Below are 15,714 nucleotides of genomic sequence, written 5' to 3' on the forward strand. Positions count from 1 at the left end.
GTGGCTTGGCTGGCTGTGTAGGCTGACGGGCTGAGCGGCACGGCCCGTGGCGCCATGCGGAATTTCCGGCACGAGGCCGGTGTCAACTCCTTGTACGAACATGGAAGGTCGCCCCTTATGGACATGGGACAACTCGGTAGCATCCTGCCGCTGATTCTTCTGGTGGTGGTGTTCTACTTCCTGCTGATCCGCCCCCAGCGCAAGCGCCAGCAAGAGGCGGTTCAAATGCAAAACTCCCTTACGCCCGGCGCGCGAGTCATGACCACAACCGGCCTGTTCGGTACGGTGGTCGCTGTGGACAATGAGGACGTGATCCTCGAGGTCGCACCCGGGATCGAAACTCGCTGGGTGAAGGCTGCCATCGGCCGCGTCGTCACGCCCGGCGACGCGGCGAGCGTCGAACCGGCAGGTCAGGAGGCCGGGCTCGGCGAGGAGGGCACCAAGGAGTCCGAGGCCGCCGTGGATCGCAACGGAGACCAGGACTCCAGCACGAAGCAGTCCTGACTAAGCTCTGCGACAAACCTCTATCTGAAAGAATCGACGACCAGTGGCCCGACCGACCAGCAGCCACAGCCGACCGGGGCGCACGCTCCTCGTGCTTCTGGCGCTCATCCTCGCCCTGGGCGGGACGATGCTCCTGCAGAAGGCGTACACGCCCAAGCTGGGACTCGACCTCGCCGGCGGCACGACGGTGACTCTGTCTCCGGTGACTCTGAACAACGCGTCTCCGCCGGAGGAGATCCTTGACCGCGCGGTCAACATCATCCGCGAGCGGGTCAACGGCACCGGCATCTCCGACGCGGAGGTCGCCAAGTCCGGCGACAACATCATCATCTCCATCCCAGGGGTCGGGCAGAGCGAGGCCATTGCGCTGGTCGCCACCACCGCGGAGCTGCGCTTCCGCCAGGTGCTGGCCATGGAGCCCACGCAGGTGCCGCAGGAGCTTGCCACCAACGCGCCCACCCCGAGCGGGTCGGCCTCGCCTTCCACGCCGGCCAGCCCCAAGGCCTCGCAGTCCGCCACGGCCCCGAAGCCCAGCACCTCCCCGACGGGCAAGGCACTGTCGTCCGCCCTGACCGCGCCGTCCCCCGCCGCGTCGCCGTCCGTGGCCGACCCGGCCACGCAGAACGGCCAGCAGCAGGACCGGCAGGACGGCCAGAAGAACGGCACGAAGGGCCAGCAGGCCAAGGCCACGCCGACGGCGTCCCCGTCCGGCGAGCCCAGCGCGCCGCCCGCCCAGGACCCCAACGCGGGCATGAACACCGAGGGCATCGACCCCGCGGTGCTGGCCCAGTACAACAAGCTCGACTGCGCCAACCCGAAGAACCGCGGCCAGGGCGTCCAGGACGACCCGAACAAGCAGTACGCCGCCTGTGAGACCGACGGCAGCTTCAAGTACGTGCTAGACGTCGCCAAGGTCGTCGGCACCGACATCGACACGGCCTCGGCGGGCGTCCAGCAGGGCACCACCGAGTGGGTGGTCCAGCTCGACTTCAAGAGCAAGGGCGCGGCCGAGTGGAGCACGCTCACCACGGCCGCCTACAACGCCCAGGAGCCGCGCAACAAGGTCGCGGTCGTGCTCGACGGCGTGGTCATCACCGCCCCCAACATCCTCAGCCCGATCCCCGGCGGCCGGGCCGAGATCACCGGCGGGTTCGACCAGATCAGCGCCACCAACCTGGCTGACCAGCTCAAATACGGCGCGCTGCCGCTCAAGTTCAACCGCAGCTCGGTCGACACGGTCTCCTCGACGCTGGGCCAGGACCAGCTCCAGGGCGGCCTGATCGCGGGTCTGATCGGCCTCCTGCTCGTGGTCGTCTACTGCATGCTCTACTACCGCGGCCTCGGCATCGTGGCGGTGCTGAGCCTCGTGGTCGCCACGATCCTCACCTACACCGCGGTGGTCGTGCTCGGCCACAATGCCGGCTTCCGGCTGTCGCTGCCGCACATCATCGGTCTGGTGGTCTCGATCGGCATCACCGCCGACTCCTTCATCGTGTACTTCGAACGCATACGTGATGAGATGAAGGAAGGACGGCGGTCGCTCCGGGCGGCCGTCGAGGTGGCCTGGGTCCGTGCCCGGCGCACGATCCTGATCGCCGACGCCGTCATGTTCATCGCCGCGATCGTGCTCTACTTCCTGGCGGTGGGCGGTGTGGCCGGGTTCGCCTTCGCGATGGGCCTGACCACGCTGATCGACATCGTGGTGGTGTTCCTGTTCACGAAGCCGTTCATCGCCCTGCTGGCAAGGCTGAAGTTCTTCGCCAAGGGGCACCCGCTGTCGGGTCTGGACGCCGAGCGCATGAGCGAGGCGGGTTCGACCGGCCGCACGACCACTCCGCAGGAGGCCTGAGATGGGACTGGGGCGCCGCCTCTACCGAGGCGAGATCGACGTTGACTTCGTCGGTAAGTGGAAGCTCTGGTACAGCCTGTCGGGCTTCCTGCTGCTGATCTCGATCGCGGGCCTGCTGATCAACGGGCTCAACCTGGGCGTGGAGTTCAAGGGCGGCACGGTCTTCACGTTCAAGTCCGAGCAGGCCACCGTCGAGCAGGTCCGCGCGACCGTGCTCGACGAGGGCGTGCATCAGGCGATCGTCCAGGAGGCCGGCACCAACGGCTGGCGGGTGACCACCGAGGCCCTGCCCGAGAACACCAGGGAGCAGTTGCAGTCCGCGATCGCCGAGGACTACAACACCCCGGTCGGCCAGGTCAGCGTCCAGGCCATCGGCCCGTCCTGGGGCGGTGAGGTCCTGCAGAAGGCCTGGATCGGCCTGGCGGTCTTCATGGTCGCGATCATCCTGTACCTGTCGATGGCGTTCGAGCCGAAGATGGCGCTGGCCGCGATCGTCGCGCTCATTCACGACCTCGTCATCACGGCCGGCATCTACGCCTGGTCGGGCTTCGAGGTCACGCCCGCGACGCTGCTGGGCTTCCTGACCATCCTCGGTTACTCGCTCTACGACGCGGTCGTGGTGTTCGACATGATCAAGGAGGTCACGGCCAAGCTGGGGCACACCTCGAAGCAGACATACTCGATGGCGGCCAACAACGCGCTCAACCACACGCTGATCCGGTCGCTGAACACCTCGCTGGTGGCGATCCTGCCGGTGGCGGCCATCCTGTTCATCGGCACGACCCTGCTCGGCGCGGGCACGCTGAAGGACCTGTCGCTGGCGCTGTTCGTGGGCATGATCGTCGGAACTTACTCGTCGCTGTGCGTCGCCACGCCGCTGCTGGTGACGCTCAAGGAGCGGGAGCCGAAATACCAGGCGATCGCCCGGCGGCTGGCCTCCACCGGTGGTGGAAAGGGTTCCAAAAGCGCAGCAGTAGCCAAGGGCTGAGCGCCCACGGCCTCACGCCGTCGCGACGCCCCCGGTCCCTCGTGGGACCGGGGGCGTCGCCGCGCTCAAGGGCCTGGAGGGCCTCGTAAGGGGCTTATGACGCACTGGGGGCTCTTCCCCCGAGGAGGGACCAATCGGGCCCCAGGGGCTGCCTGTGGTGCCGTAGAGGACGTCCTGGGGCGCGACGGACGTCGTTCGGCGTGGGAGGACAGCCGCAGGCGACCCCAGCCAGGGCATCCGGCGCGGGCGATCCGGTGCCGAACCGCGCCGCACGTGCACGTCCGACGCGGGGAAGACGCAGGAACTCGGCGCTGGGCAGTGACGGCACGTGCGCATCTGTCGCGAGGACGCCGTCCGGCGGTGGCCGGGGTGGCGTGGCGCTCTGGCCTTGAAGTGTCGTGGCGCGTTGTCCGGAGCCCCGCCGGGGGGCGTTGGCCGGGGGGCGTTGCCCGGGGCTGGTCGGAGGTGGTGCGGGGCCTGTGGAGGGGCGGCCTGGGGTCGGCCGTCGGGGTGGGTTCGGCCGGGGGCGGCTCCGTCGCGGGTCGGGATGCACCATCATGGTGCCCGGCACGTGGCCGGTAGGAATGCGAGGGAATCGCCATGAGTGAGCTGAGCACGATGATCCTGGACCGGATCCGGGACGTCCCCGACTACCCCACGCCGGGCATCCTGTTCAAGGACATCACCCCGCTCCTGGCCGACCCGGTCGCGCTGGTGGCCGTGGTGGACGCGCTGGCCGGGGTCCGGCAGGTGGACAAGATCGTCGGCATCGAGGCGCGCGGGTTCATTCTGGCGGCTCCTGTGGCGTATCGGGCGGCGGCCGGGTTCGTACCGGTCCGCAAGAAGGGGAAACTGCCCGCCGAGACCCTGGAAGAGTCCTACGATCTGGAGTACGGCTCCGCGACCCTAGAGGTCCACCGTGACGCCTTCACCCCCGGCGACAGCGTGCTCATCGTCGATGACGTGCTGGCCACGGGCGGCACGGCCAAGGCCACCGTGGAGCTGGTGGAGCGGGCCGGAGCCCAGGTCGCCGGCATCGCGGTGCTCATGGAGCTGGGCATTCTCAAGGGACGTGAGCGCCTGGAGGGAGTGGACCTGCACTCCCTCGTGATCGTCTGAGCCCGGCCCGCGGCGGTCCAGGCACACCACCTGGATACACTTGGGGGATCTGGACTCGAAGGCAAGGGAGCATTGGCGGAGGGAGCCATTGCATGAGGAGTCTGTGTGCCCCGTGATGTGGTCGCGCCCGACGTAACCGACTCCGGCAATGCCGAGGCGGCGGCCGGCGTTCCAGCGGTGCGTCGAAGGCGGTTTGGGGGTGGGGCCATGAATCCGGTGCTGGAGCCGTTGTTCCGGACGGTCCGGGCCACCCACCCCAAGGCGGATCTGCGCGTCATCGAGCGGGCCTACGACGTGGCCGCCTATCACCACCGTGACCAGAAGCGAAAGTCCGGCGACCCCTACATCACGCATCCGCTGGCCGTGGCCACCATCCTGGCCGAGCTCGGCACGGACGACGAGACGCTGTGCGCCGCGCTGCTGCACGACACGGTCGAGGACACCGCCTACAGCCTCGACGAGCTGCGTGGCGACTTCGGCGACACGATCGCCAACCTGGTCGACGGCGTCACCAAGCTGGACAAGGTCAAGTTCGGCGACGCGGCACAGGCCGAGACGGTGCGCAAGATGGTCGTGGCGATGTCCCGCGACATCCGCGTGCTCATCATCAAGCTGGCCGACCGGCTGCACAACATGCGGACCATGCGCTACCTGCCCGAGCACAAGCGCCACCAGAAGTCACGCGAGACCCTGGAGATCTTCGCCCCGCTGGCCCACCGCCTGGGCATGAACACGATCAAGTGGGAGCTCGAGGACCTGGCCTTCGCGATGCTCTACCCCAAGCGCTACGACGAGATCGCGCGCATGGTGTCGGAGCGGGCCCCGCGCCGCGACCTGTTCCTGCAGGAGGTCATCGAGAAGGTCTCCGGCGACCTGCGCGAGGCGAAGATCCGGGCCGTGGTCAAGGGCCGGCCGAAGCACTACTACTCGGTCTACCAGAAGATGATCGCCCGCGACGTGGCCTTCGACGACATCTACGACCTGGTGGGCATCCGCGTGCTGGTCGACAGCGTCCGCGACTGCTATGCCGCGCTCGGCACCATCCACGCGCGGTGGAATCCGGTGCCCGGGCGGTTCAAGGACTACATAGCGATGCCCAAGTTCAACATGTACCAGTCGCTGCACACGACAGTGATCGGTCCCGAGGGCAAGCCGGTCGAGCTGCAGATCCGCACCCACGCGATGCACCACAGGGCCGAATACGGCGTGGCCGCGCACTGGAAATACAAGGAGGAGGTCGGCGCCCCCGGCCCCACGGGCAAGGTCAAGCCGGGCAGCGACATGGCCTGGCTGCGCCAGCTCCTCGACTGGCAGAAGGAGACCTCCGACCCGGGCGAGTTCCTGGAGTCGCTGCGGTTCGACCTGTCGGTGTCCGAGGTCTACGTGTTCACCCCGAAGGGGCAGGTCATCGCCCTGCCGGAGGGGGCCACGCCGGTCGACTTCGCCTACGCCGTGCACACCGAGGTCGGTCACCGCTGCATCGGCGCGCGGGTCAACGGGCGGCTGGTGCCGCTGGAGTCGCGGCTCGGCAACGGCGACACGGTCGAGATCTTCACCTCCAAGTCGCCGGACGCCGGCCCGTCGCGCGACTGGCTGAAGTTCGTCAAGTCCGGCCGCGCCCGCAACAAGATCAGGCAGTGGTTCTCCAAGGAGCGCCGCGAGACCGCGATCGAGGCGGGCAAGGAGGCCATCGGCCGCGCCATGCGCAAGCAGGGCCTGCCGCTGCAGCGGCTGATGTCCGGCGAGGCGCTGCTGGCGCTGGCCCGCGACCTGCGCTATCCCGACGTGTCCGCGCTCTACGCGGCCGTGGGGGAGGGCCACGTCGCGGCGCAGGCGGTCGTGCAGAAGCTGGTGGCCTCGATCGGCGGCGTCGACAGCGCCGAGGAGGACATCGCCGAGACCTCGCTGCCGACCCGGCTGCGCGGGCGCCCCCGGGGCGGTGGCGGCGCGGGTGTCGTCGTGGCGGGCGACGCCGACGTCTGGGTACGCCTGTCGAAGTGCTGCACCCCGGTCCCCGGCGACGAGATCGTGGGATTCGTCACCCGGGGCCACGGCGTCTCGGTGCACCGGGCCGACTGCACCAACGTGCAGCAGCTCAAGGCGCAGCCGGACCGGCTGGTGGAGGTGAGCTGGTCGCCGAGCGACGACAGCGTCTTCCTGGTGGCGATCCAGGTGGAGGCGCTGGACCGGCCGCGGCTGCTGTCCGACGTCACACGTACGCTCTCCGACCAGCACGTCAACATCCTGAGCGCCTCCGTCACGACCTCCCGCGACCGGGTGGCGATCAGCAAGTTCACGTTCGAGATGGGCGACCCCAAGCATCTGGGCCACGTCCTGAAGGCCGTGCGCAGCATCCAGGGCGTCTTCGACGTCTACCGCGTGAGCGGCGCGGGCGGCTGACGCGGGCGGCCGGCCGCGCCGGGCGCTAACCGGCGAGGCTGGGGAGGTTGACCACGATCGCCTCCTGGGTGCTGCGCGCGATCACCACCACGGCCTCCTGCGACGGGTCGGGATTCTCCTCGCGATGCGGGACGTAGGGCGGGACGTAGATGTAGTCTCCGGGCCGGGTGTCGTGGCGCACCTCCTCGCCGTCCTCCAGGAACACGAACGACGGCGTGCCGCTGACCACGTAGATGGCCGTCTCCGAAGCCCCGTGGTGGTGGTCGGAGGAGCGGGTGGCGGGGGACACGTGGGTCTGGCCCATCCACAGGCGCGACGAACCGGTGGTCGCGCCACTGATCGCGGCCAGCCGGCGCATGCCGGAGCTTTGCGCCGTATCGCCCGAGAGCTCCCCAGCGGCGATGTGACCCAGCGGCCGGTGGAACGGGTCGCCCTCGGCCCGGTAACCCTCCCAGAGGCGCCCTCCCGCCCGCTCGAGCACCTCCGAGGCGACGGCCGCCAGGCGTGCCGGGTCGTCGCGGGCGGAAAGGAGCTCGTCGGCCAGCTTCGGGTCGTGCGCGCGCAGCTCGCGCAGCAGCCACTTGCCGCTGCCCTGCCACCTGCGCCCCACGCCCAGCGCCGCCCGCGCGGCCGTCTGCACGACCTCCCAGCGGATGAACGCCTGCTCGCCGGGATCCGTCGTGCCCGCCAGGTCGTCCAGCAGGTCGGAGAGCGCGTAGCGGGCCCGCTCGGTCTGGGCGGTCGTCAGGCCGCCGGGACCGGCCGTCAGGCGCTCGCCGAGGGCGCTCTGCAGGTCGCTGGCCCGCCCGCCGGTGCGGTCGGTCAGCACCGCGCCCTCGGCGCACATGCGTGCCAGGCTCGGCTGCCGCCGCTCGAAGTCCTTGTCGAGGTAGGCGGTCAGGCTGGTCTCGCTGTGCACGAACAGGTCCACCGGCCAGCCACGCCAGCGCAGCGACTCGCGGTAGGGTCTCGCCAGGCCGTCGAGCACCACCACGACGTCGAGGTCGGAGGTGCTGGTGCGGCTTTCGGTGAGCACACTGCCACCGACGTAGGCGTACAGGGCGCCGGGGAACATCTCCTCGACGAGGGCACGCGCGGCGCTGACGGGATCCATGCCGCCAGCCTAGAGCCACGCGGCGCGACCGCGTGGCCCTAAAGCCTCAGCCGGGAGAAAGCCTCAGCCGCGATCCCCGGCCGGACGGCGTCAGCTGAACTCGGCCAGCGTGCGCTCGGCCTCCTCCAGCCACGAGCGGCGGGCGATCAGGGCCTCCTCGGCCTCCTTGACGTCCTTGGCGCGGCCGGCGGCCTGCGCCTTGGACAGGCGCTTCTCCAGTTGCTCGATCGAGGTGCGGAGCTGGTCGACCGTGCTCTGGGCGCGCGCCCTGGCCTCGGGGTTGGAGCGCTTCCACTCGGCGTCCTCGGCCTTGCGCACGGCCTCGTCCACCTTGCGCAGGCCGCCCTCCAGGCGGTCGCGCTGCTCGCGCGGCACCGGCCCGGCGGCCTCCCAGCGCTCCAGGATGTGGCGCAGGGCGTTTCTGGCCGTGCGTACGTCCGTGACGGGCAGGATCTTCTCGGCCTCGGTCAGCAGCTCCTCCTTGATCTGGGCGTTGGCCGCCAGGGAGGCGTCCCGCTCGGCGAACACCGCGGAGCGGGCCTGGAAGAACTGGTCCTGGGCGCCCTTGAAGCGGGCCCACAGCTCGTCCTCGGCCTCGCGCGAGGCCCGGCCGGCGTTCTTCCACTGCTGCATCAGCTCGCGGTAGATCGCCGCCGTCGCCCCCCAGTCGGTCGAGTCCGCGATGGCCTCGGCCTCGGCCACGATGCGCTCCTTGGCCGCGCGTACGCCCTCGCGCTGCTCGTCGAGCCCCGCGAAGTACTGCTTGCGCCGCTTGGCGAAAGCCGTGCGGGCGGCCGACAGCCGCTTCCACAGCGCCGCCTCGGTGACCCGGTCGATGCGGTCGGCGGCCTTCCACTCCTCGACGAGCTGGCGCAGCCGCTCACCGCCGGACTTCCAGTGGGTGGTCTCGTCGGCGATGCGCTCGGCCTCGGCGACGATGCGCTCCTTGACCGCCCTGGCCTCGGCCCGTGCCTGCTCACGGGCCGCCCGGACCTCCTCTCGGCGCTGGCCGACCAGCTCGGTCAGGCCGTCGAGCCGGGCCGTCAGGGCGGCCAGGTCGCCGACGGCGTGGGCGTCGGCGACGGCCTCGCGCAGCTTGGCGATGCTCGCCTCCGCCTGGGCCGGAGCCAGGTCGGTGCCTCTGACGCGCTGCTCCAGCAGTTGCACCTGACCGGCCAGCTCGTCGTATTTGCGATGGAAGTAGGCCAGTGCCTCTTCGGGTTCACCGGCCTGCCAGGAGCCGACGGCTCGCTCTCCCTCAGCCGTACGCACGTAGACGGTGCCGTCGTCGTCTACCCGGCCCCACGGGTCGGTGCTCACCGTGTCCTCCCGCACTATCCATCAGACCCTTCGGGACTACTTCGTCCCTAGTTTGTATTACGTCAGCTCTTGCCGGCGATTGTCACGTCTTTGATTTCGACGGTTTGCTTGGGTGCCCCAGTCCCGTCCCCCATGTCGGCTATGACGCCTGCTTTGTTCACCTTGTCCAGGATGTCGAGCCCCTTGGTGATCGTACCCACCGGCGTGTAATCCGGGGTGAGTCCGATGTCTCCGAAAACGAGGAAGAACTGGCTCCCGGTGCTGCCCGGCGCCTGGGTTTTGGCCATCGCCATCACGCCGCGCTTGTACTGGGCGCCCTGGAGGTTCTCCTCGGCCATCACGTAGCCGGGGCCGCCCGCGCCGTCCTGGCTCTTGCCGTCGGCCTTGGCCGTCGGGTCGCCGCACTGCAGCATCGGGAACTGGGCGCTGCCGAGCCGGTGGCACTTGCTGCCGTCGTAGAACTTCTTCTTGGCCAGGAACTCCAGCGAATTGGTGGTGCAGGGCGCCTTGGCGTTGTTGAGCTCGACCACGATGTCGCCGAGGTTCGTCTTGAGCGTCATCGTCTTCGTCGCGGGTGTGTTCTTGACCTTGGCCGGCGGCATGCCGACGTCCTTGACCTGACCGCCCGCCGTGTCCGGGACGTAGTCGCAGGTGCCCGCCGCCGCGTCATAGGGCTTGGGCCCGGCGCTCGGCGGTGCCGCCGCGGTGTCCGCGGGAGACGCCGAGGGCGAGGCGGCCGCCTCCGTGGCCGTGTCGCCGCCGCCCAGCATGGCGACCGCGGCCACGATGCCGCCGACCACGATCACCACGCCCACGGTCGAGCCGATGATCGCTGTGCGCTTGGCCTTCTGCTCGCGCTCTACGCGGCGCTGCATCTGCCGCTCGTAGTGCTCGCGCGCCAGCTGCTTCTGCCGGTCCTTCCCCGTGGTCACCGCTTTGCCTCCCATAGTCAATCAACTGAGGTGGGCGAATCGTATCGGCCAACGGGTAATGATTCGCAGCCCGGCGACCCGCACCGGTACCCTTCGGTTACATTCCCATTGGCTTTTCGACGAGATCACCTGAGGCAGATGCTCATCGCAGGCTTCCCCGCAGGGGCCTTCCAGACCAATTGTTACGTCGTCGCGCCCGCCGCCGGCGAGGAGTGCGTGATCGTCGATCCTGGTCAGGACGCGACCGACGGCGTCGAGGAGCTGCTGCGCGAGCACCGGCTCAAGCCGGTCGCCGTCCTGCTCACCCATGGTCACCTCGACCACGTCTGGTCGGTGGCCCCGGTCTGCGGCGCGCGTGACGTCCCCGCGTGGATCCACCCCGACGACCGCCACCTGCTGACCGACCCGGCCGCGGGCTGGTCGGACACGAGCGCGCAGCTCTTCGGCGGCCTCACCCTGAGCGAGCCCGACGACGTGCGGGAGCTGTCCGACGGCGCGGTCCTGCGGCTCGCGGGCCTGGAGCTCGTGGTCGACCACACACCCGGCCATACCAGGGGGTCGGTGAGCTTCCGGCTGCCCGACGACGAGATCATGTTCTCGGGCGACCTGTTGTTCGCCGGCTCCATCGGCCGCAGCGATCTCCCCGGCGGCGACTACGCGACCATCCTGCGCAGCCTGGCTACCAAGTGTCTGCCGCTGCCTGACGATACGGTCGTGCTGCCGGGGCACGGACCACAGACCACGATCGGCCACGAGCGAGCCGCCAACCCATACTTGAAAGAGGCGGCGCCGCACGCCGGTCCCACGCGAGGGATCTAATGAGCTTCCAAGCACCGAAAGGCACCTTCGACTGGCTGCCACCCCGCTCCGAGCGGATCCTGGCCGTCCGGGAGGCGCTGGCCGCACCGCTGCGCGGAGCGGGCTACGGCTACATCGAGACGCCGGTGTTCGAGGACACACAGCTGTTCGCCAGGGGCGTAGGCGAGTCAACGGACATCGTCTCCAAAGAGATGTACACGTTTCCCGACAAGGCGGGACGCTCCCTGACGTTGCGCCCCGAGGGCACAGCATCTGTCGTGCGCGCGGTTCTCCAGCACAACCTGCACAACGGCCAGCTTCCCGTGAAGTTGTGGTATTCGGGAAGCCAGTTCCGCTACGAGCGTGCCCAGAAGGGCCGCTACCGCCACTTCTGGCAGGTCGGAGCCGAGGCACTCGGCTCGGAGGACCCGGCGCTCGACGCCGAGATCATCACGCTCGGCGTGCGCGGCTTCACCTCGCTCGGCCTCAAGGGCGTCCGGCTGCTGCTCAACTCGCTGGGCGACAAGACCTGCCGGCCCGCCTACCGCGCCGCCCTGCAGGAGTTCCTGCGCGGGCTCGACCTCGACGAGGACACCAGGGCCCGGATCGAGATCAACCCGCTGCGGGTGCTCGACGACAAGCGGCCCGAGGTGCAGGCCCAGCTCACCGGCGCGCCCCTGGTCGTCGACCACCTGTGCGCGGCCTGCGAGGCCTACCACGAGGAGGTCCGCTCGCTGCTGGGCGCCGCAGGGATCGCGTTCGAGGACGACCCCCGGCTGGTGCGGGGGCTCGACTACTACACGCGCACCACGTTCGAGTTCGTGCACGACGGGCTCGGCTCGCAGTCGGCCGTGGGCGGCGGCGGGCGCTACGACGGGCTGAGCGAGATGCTCGACGGCCCGCCGCTGCCCAGCGTCGGCTGGGCGCTGGGCGTCGACCGCACGTTCCTGGCCATGGAGGCCGAGGGGTTGCTGGACGACGCGGCGGAGTCGCGCGTCCAGGTGTACGGTGTCCCGCTGGGTGACGACGCGCGCCGCCGGATGTTCCTGCTCGTGAGCGAGATGCGCCAGGCGGGCGTCAGCGCCGACATGGCCTTCGGCGGCAAGGGGCTCAAGGGCGCGATGAAGGGCGCCGACCGTTCGGGCGCCCGGTTCGCGCTGATCCTGGGCGAGCGTGACCTCGCAGCCGAGGCCGTGCAACTGAAAGACCTGGCCACCGCTGAGCAGACCGAGGTGCCGTTGACCAAGGTCGTTGATGTTTTGAAGGGAAAAGTGCAGTGATCCGCCAGCCGGCGCGCGCCGGGTCGCCGCCGCCCTTCTCCTACCCGTACGAAGGGAAAGTCCAGTGATCCGCACGCATACCGCCGGGTCGCTCCGCGAGGAGCACGCCGGGCAGCAGGTGACACTCGCAGGGTGGGTGGCCCGCCGCCGGGACCACGGCGGCGTCGTCTTCATCGACCTGCGTGACGCCTCCGGCTCGGCGCAGGTGGTCTTCCGCGAGGAGGACCACGCCCACGACCTGCGCGCCGAATACTGCGTGCAGGTCGAGGGCCAGGTCAGGGTGCGGCCGGAGGGCAACGCGAACCCCGAGCTGCCCACCGGCGCGATCGAGGTCGTGGCCGACCGGGTGACCGTGCTGAGCGAGGCCGCGCCGCTGCCGTTCCCGATCGAGGGCAACGTGGGCGTCTCGGAGGAGGCGCGGCTCAAGTATCGCTACCTCGACATCCGCCGCCAGCAGGTGGCCGCCGCCATGCGCACCCGCTCCAAGGCCACCTACCTGGCCAACGAGGTGATGCACGAGCTCGGCTTCGTCTACGTCGAGACGCCGACGCTGACCCGCTCCACCCCCGAGGGTGCCCGCGACTTCCTGGTGCCGGTCCGCCTGCAGCCCGGCAACTGGTACGCCCTGCCGCAGTCGCCCCAGCTCTTCAAGCAGCTCCTGCAGGTCGCCGGCCTGGAGCGCTACTACCAGCTCGCCAAGTGCTACCGCGACGAGGACCTGCGGGCCGACCGGCAGCCGGAGTTCACCCAGATCGACGTCGAGATGTCCTTCGTGGACCAGGAGGACGTCATCGAGGTCGGCGAGAAGCTGATCGGCCGGCTGTGGCGGGAGATCGTGGGCTACGAGCTCCCGACGCCGCTGCCGCGCATGACGTACGCCGACGCCATGGCCCGCTACGGCTCCGACAAGCCAGACCTGCGCTTCGGCCAGGAGCTGGTCGAGATGACCGACTACTTCGCCGACACCTCCTTCCGCGTCTTCCAGGCCGACTACGTCGGCGCCGTGGTCATGCCGGGCGGCGCCTCGCAGACCCGCAAGGAGCTCGACGGCTGGCAGGAGTGGGCCCGCTCGCGCGGCGCCAAGGGCCTGGCCTACGTGCTGGTCCAGGAGGACGGCACGCTCGGCGGCCCGGTCGCGAAAAACCTGTCGGAGGAGGAGACCTCCGGGCTGGCCGCCAAGGTCGGCGCCAACCCGGGCGACGCGGTCTTCTTCGCCGCCGGCGCCCCGAACGCCGCCCGCGACCTGCTCGGCGCGGCCCGGCTGGAGATCGGCCGGCGTTGCGGGCTGATCGACGAGTCGCTGTGGTCGTTCCTGTGGGTGGTGGACGCCCCCATGTTCGAGCCTGTGTCTGATGAGTCTGGCGGCGAGGGCGGCTGGACGGCCGTGCACCACCCGTTCACCGGGCCGAAGCCGGAGTGGGCCGACAACTTCCAGGACCACCCCGGGCAGGCGCTGGCCTACGCCTACGACATGGTGTGCAACGGCATGGAGATCGGCGGCGGCTCGATCCGTATCCACCGGGCCGAGATGCAGCAGCGTGTGTTCGACGTGCTGGGCATCTCCAAGGAGGAGGCGGAGAGCAAGTTCGGCTTCCTGCTGGAGGCGTTCAAGTACGGCCCCCCGCCGCACGGCGGCATCGCCTACGGCTGGGACCGCATCTGCATGCTGCTGTCCGGCGGCGACTCGATCCGTGACGTGATCGCCTTCCCGAAGACGGCCTCCGGCTTCGACCCGCTCACGAGCGCGCCCACGCCGATCACCTCCGAGCAGCGCAAGGAGGCGGGCGTCGACGCCCAGCCCAAGCCGTAACGGCACAAAAAGCGTGCGGCGGGCGTGTCGAACGCCCGCCGCACCTTTTTCGTGGGTCAGGAGAAGGTGATCCGCTTGATGATCACCGGGTTCTTGGGAACGGTCGTGCCGCCGTCGCCGGTGATGTCGTTCGGGTTGACGATCAGGTCCTGGCCGCTCTTGGCCAGCCCGAGCAGCATGTCCATGCCCTCGCTGACGATGCCGACGACGTTGTAGCCCTGGCCGATCTGGGTGTTCTCGTCCGACAGCGAGATGGCGAACTGGCTGTTGTTGTGGCCCGCGGCGTCACCGGGCTGGGTCATGAACACCACGCCCTTGACCAGCGGGAGGTCCATGTTCTCGTCGCCGTAGATGTAGCCGGCGGTGCCCTGGCCGTCGGTCGGGTTCTTGCCGTCGGCCTTGGCCTGCGGGTCGCCGCACTGGAGCAAGTGCACACCGGACACGTCGGGCGTGACCAGGCGGTGGCACTTCATGTTGTCGTAGAACTTCTTCTTGGCCAGGAAGCTCAGCGAGTTGACCGAGCACGGCGCGGCATCGGTCATGAGGTCGACGCCGACCGTGCCACGGTTGGTGACGATCGTCATCTTCTTGAGCTTCATGTTGGGCTTCTTGCCCGGCAGCCCGACGAACTTGTTCGGCACCGAGTCGTCCCGCTTGTACGTGCAGGTCACCGGCCCCTTCTTGGCCGGCGAGCTCGACGGCGTGGGCAGCGACGGGCTCGCGCTGGCCGAGGGCGAAGCGCTCGCCGCCGCCGCGGCCGGCTCAGGGTCCTTGTTGACGAGCGTCGTGGCGGCGAAGATGCCGCCCGCGACCACGACCACGGCCACCCCGGCGCCGATGAAGGTGTTCCGCCTCGTCTTCGAGGTCTCTTCGGCCGCGCGCTTCTCCTGCCGCTCCTTGTGTTCGCGCGCCAGCTCGCTCTTGCGGTCGTCGTCGCCGCTCACCGCATATCTCCTTCATCTTTTGCCGACACATGACCAAACAACTCCGCGAATGCTACCGGCCTCCGAGATCTGTCTGGCATAAGTGGCGAAATCCACTGACTGGGGTCTACGGGGCCGCGAACCATCCGGTGCCGGGATTCGTAGTTGAAATGAGCACTAAGGAGACCCCATGTTCGACCAGATCCTCGGCCTGCCGGCCCATCCATTGATCATTCACTTCGCCGTCGTGCTGACGCCGCTGCTCGTCGCCGCCGCCGCGGTCTACGCGCTGCTGCCGCGCTGGCGTACCCACCTGGCGTGGGCGGTGGTGCTGCTCTCCCTGGCCGCGCCCGCCGCGGTCTTCGCGGCCAGGGAGAGCGGCGAGAACCTCAAGGAGGCCCGCTTCGCCTCGGCCGACGGCACGCTGGGCGCGCGCATCGCCACCCACCAGAGCTTCGCCACACCGCTGCTGCTGTCGGCGCTCGGGCTGGCCGTGGCGGCGCTGCTCCTCGTGTACGCCAGCCGCCCCGCCCGCGACTCCGTCGGCCGCGACCGGTTCGGCCGGTCGGTGACCGTGCTCCTGTCCGGACTGACGGTGGTGCTGGCCGCGGTGGCCGGCTACTACGTCTTCCGCGCCGGTGACTCGGGAGCGAGAGCGGTGTGGGGCATGTAGTCTC

Annotated in this window: 13 protein-coding genes; 9 read left to right on the forward strand and 4 right to left on the reverse strand. The window is 69.5% G+C overall.

All coding sequences use genetic code 11. The annotated features are described in order from the left end of the window. Positions 1-117 precede the first annotated feature (117 nt). The 5 genes from yajC to ABGB18_RS15455 all read left to right on the forward strand — a co-directional run bounded on the left by yajC (position 118) and on the right by ABGB18_RS15455 (position 6,860). Positions 118-504 carry a preprotein translocase subunit YajC gene (gene yajC, locus ABGB18_RS15435; RefSeq protein ID WP_347696160.1) on the forward strand — a complete coding sequence of 129 codons (387 nt, stop codon included), beginning with the start codon at positions 118-120 and terminating at the stop codon, positions 502-504. A 91-nt stretch (positions 505-595) separates the two neighbouring features. Next, positions 596-2,353 (forward strand): protein translocase subunit SecD, encoded by a 1,758-nt coding sequence (secD, locus tag ABGB18_RS15440; protein ID WP_347696161.1) that lies wholly within the window; start codon positions 596-598, stop codon positions 2,351-2,353. Between the two features lies 1 nt (position 2,354). Next, positions 2,355-3,341 (forward strand): protein translocase subunit SecF, encoded by a 987-nt coding sequence (gene secF, locus ABGB18_RS15445; protein ID WP_347696162.1) that lies wholly within the window; start codon positions 2,355-2,357, stop codon positions 3,339-3,341. A 600-nt stretch (positions 3,342-3,941) separates the two neighbouring features. After that, a complete protein-coding gene (locus ABGB18_RS15450) occupies positions 3,942-4,460 on the forward strand; it encodes an adenine phosphoribosyltransferase (protein ID WP_347696163.1) in 519 nt (172 codons plus the stop codon). Between the two features lie 207 nt (positions 4,461-4,667). Then, on the forward strand, positions 4,668-6,860 hold the full coding sequence (locus ABGB18_RS15455; protein ID WP_347696164.1) for a bifunctional (p)ppGpp synthetase/guanosine-3',5'-bis(diphosphate) 3'-pyrophosphohydrolase: 2,193 nt from the start codon (positions 4,668-4,670) through the stop codon (positions 6,858-6,860). A gap of 25 nt (positions 6,861-6,885) precedes the next feature. Here the strand turns inward: ABGB18_RS15455 and ABGB18_RS15460 are convergent, their stop codons facing one another. The 3 genes from ABGB18_RS15460 to ABGB18_RS15470 form a co-directional block, all read right to left on the reverse strand. Further along, positions 6,886-7,974, reverse strand: a complete 1,089-nt coding sequence (locus tag ABGB18_RS15460; protein WP_347696165.1) for a cupin domain-containing protein — start codon at positions 7,972-7,974, stop codon at positions 6,886-6,888. Positions 7,975-8,064: 90 nt separating this feature from the next. Continuing rightward, entirely contained in the window at positions 8,065-9,294 is a 1,230-nt protein-coding gene (locus ABGB18_RS15465; protein ID WP_347696166.1) for a DUF349 domain-containing protein, read from the reverse strand. A 62-nt stretch (positions 9,295-9,356) separates the two neighbouring features. Beyond that, on the reverse strand, positions 9,357-10,226 hold the full coding sequence (locus ABGB18_RS15470) for a peptidylprolyl isomerase (protein WP_347696167.1): 870 nt from the start codon (positions 10,224-10,226) through the stop codon (positions 9,357-9,359). 138 nt (positions 10,227-10,364) lie between these two features. Between ABGB18_RS15470 and ABGB18_RS15475 the strand changes: the two genes are divergently transcribed. The 3 genes from ABGB18_RS15475 (at position 10,365) to aspS (ending at position 14,114) form a co-directional block, all read left to right on the forward strand. Then, on the forward strand, positions 10,365-11,045 hold the full coding sequence (locus ABGB18_RS15475) for an MBL fold metallo-hydrolase (protein WP_347696168.1): 681 nt from the start codon (positions 10,365-10,367) through the stop codon (positions 11,043-11,045). Beyond that, positions 11,045-12,304 (forward strand): histidine--tRNA ligase, encoded by a 1,260-nt coding sequence (gene hisS, locus ABGB18_RS15480; protein ID WP_347696169.1) that lies wholly within the window; start codon positions 11,045-11,047, stop codon positions 12,302-12,304. Before ABGB18_RS15475 ends, hisS begins: the two co-directional genes overlap by 1 nt. 64 nt (positions 12,305-12,368) lie before the next feature. Then, positions 12,369-14,114, forward strand: coding sequence for an aspartate--tRNA ligase (aspS, locus tag ABGB18_RS15485; RefSeq protein ID WP_347696170.1), 1,746 nt, complete (start codon positions 12,369-12,371; stop codon positions 14,112-14,114). 56 nt (positions 14,115-14,170) lie between these two features. Here the strand turns inward: aspS and ABGB18_RS15490 are convergent, their stop codons facing one another. Then, entirely contained in the window at positions 14,171-15,058 is an 888-nt protein-coding gene (locus ABGB18_RS15490) for a peptidylprolyl isomerase (protein ID WP_347696171.1), read from the reverse strand. A 169-nt stretch (positions 15,059-15,227) separates the two neighbouring features. Between ABGB18_RS15490 and ABGB18_RS15495 the strand changes: the two genes are divergently transcribed. Continuing rightward, positions 15,228-15,710 carry a DUF2231 domain-containing protein gene (locus ABGB18_RS15495; protein ID WP_347696172.1) on the forward strand — a complete coding sequence of 161 codons (483 nt, stop codon included), beginning with the start codon at positions 15,228-15,230 and terminating at the stop codon, positions 15,708-15,710. Positions 15,711-15,714 lie beyond the last annotated feature (4 nt).

Origin of the sequence: Nonomuraea sp. B12E4 (genome assembly GCF_039871825.1) — a bacterium.
Lineage (GTDB): Bacteria > Actinomycetota > Actinomycetes > Streptosporangiales > Streptosporangiaceae > Nonomuraea.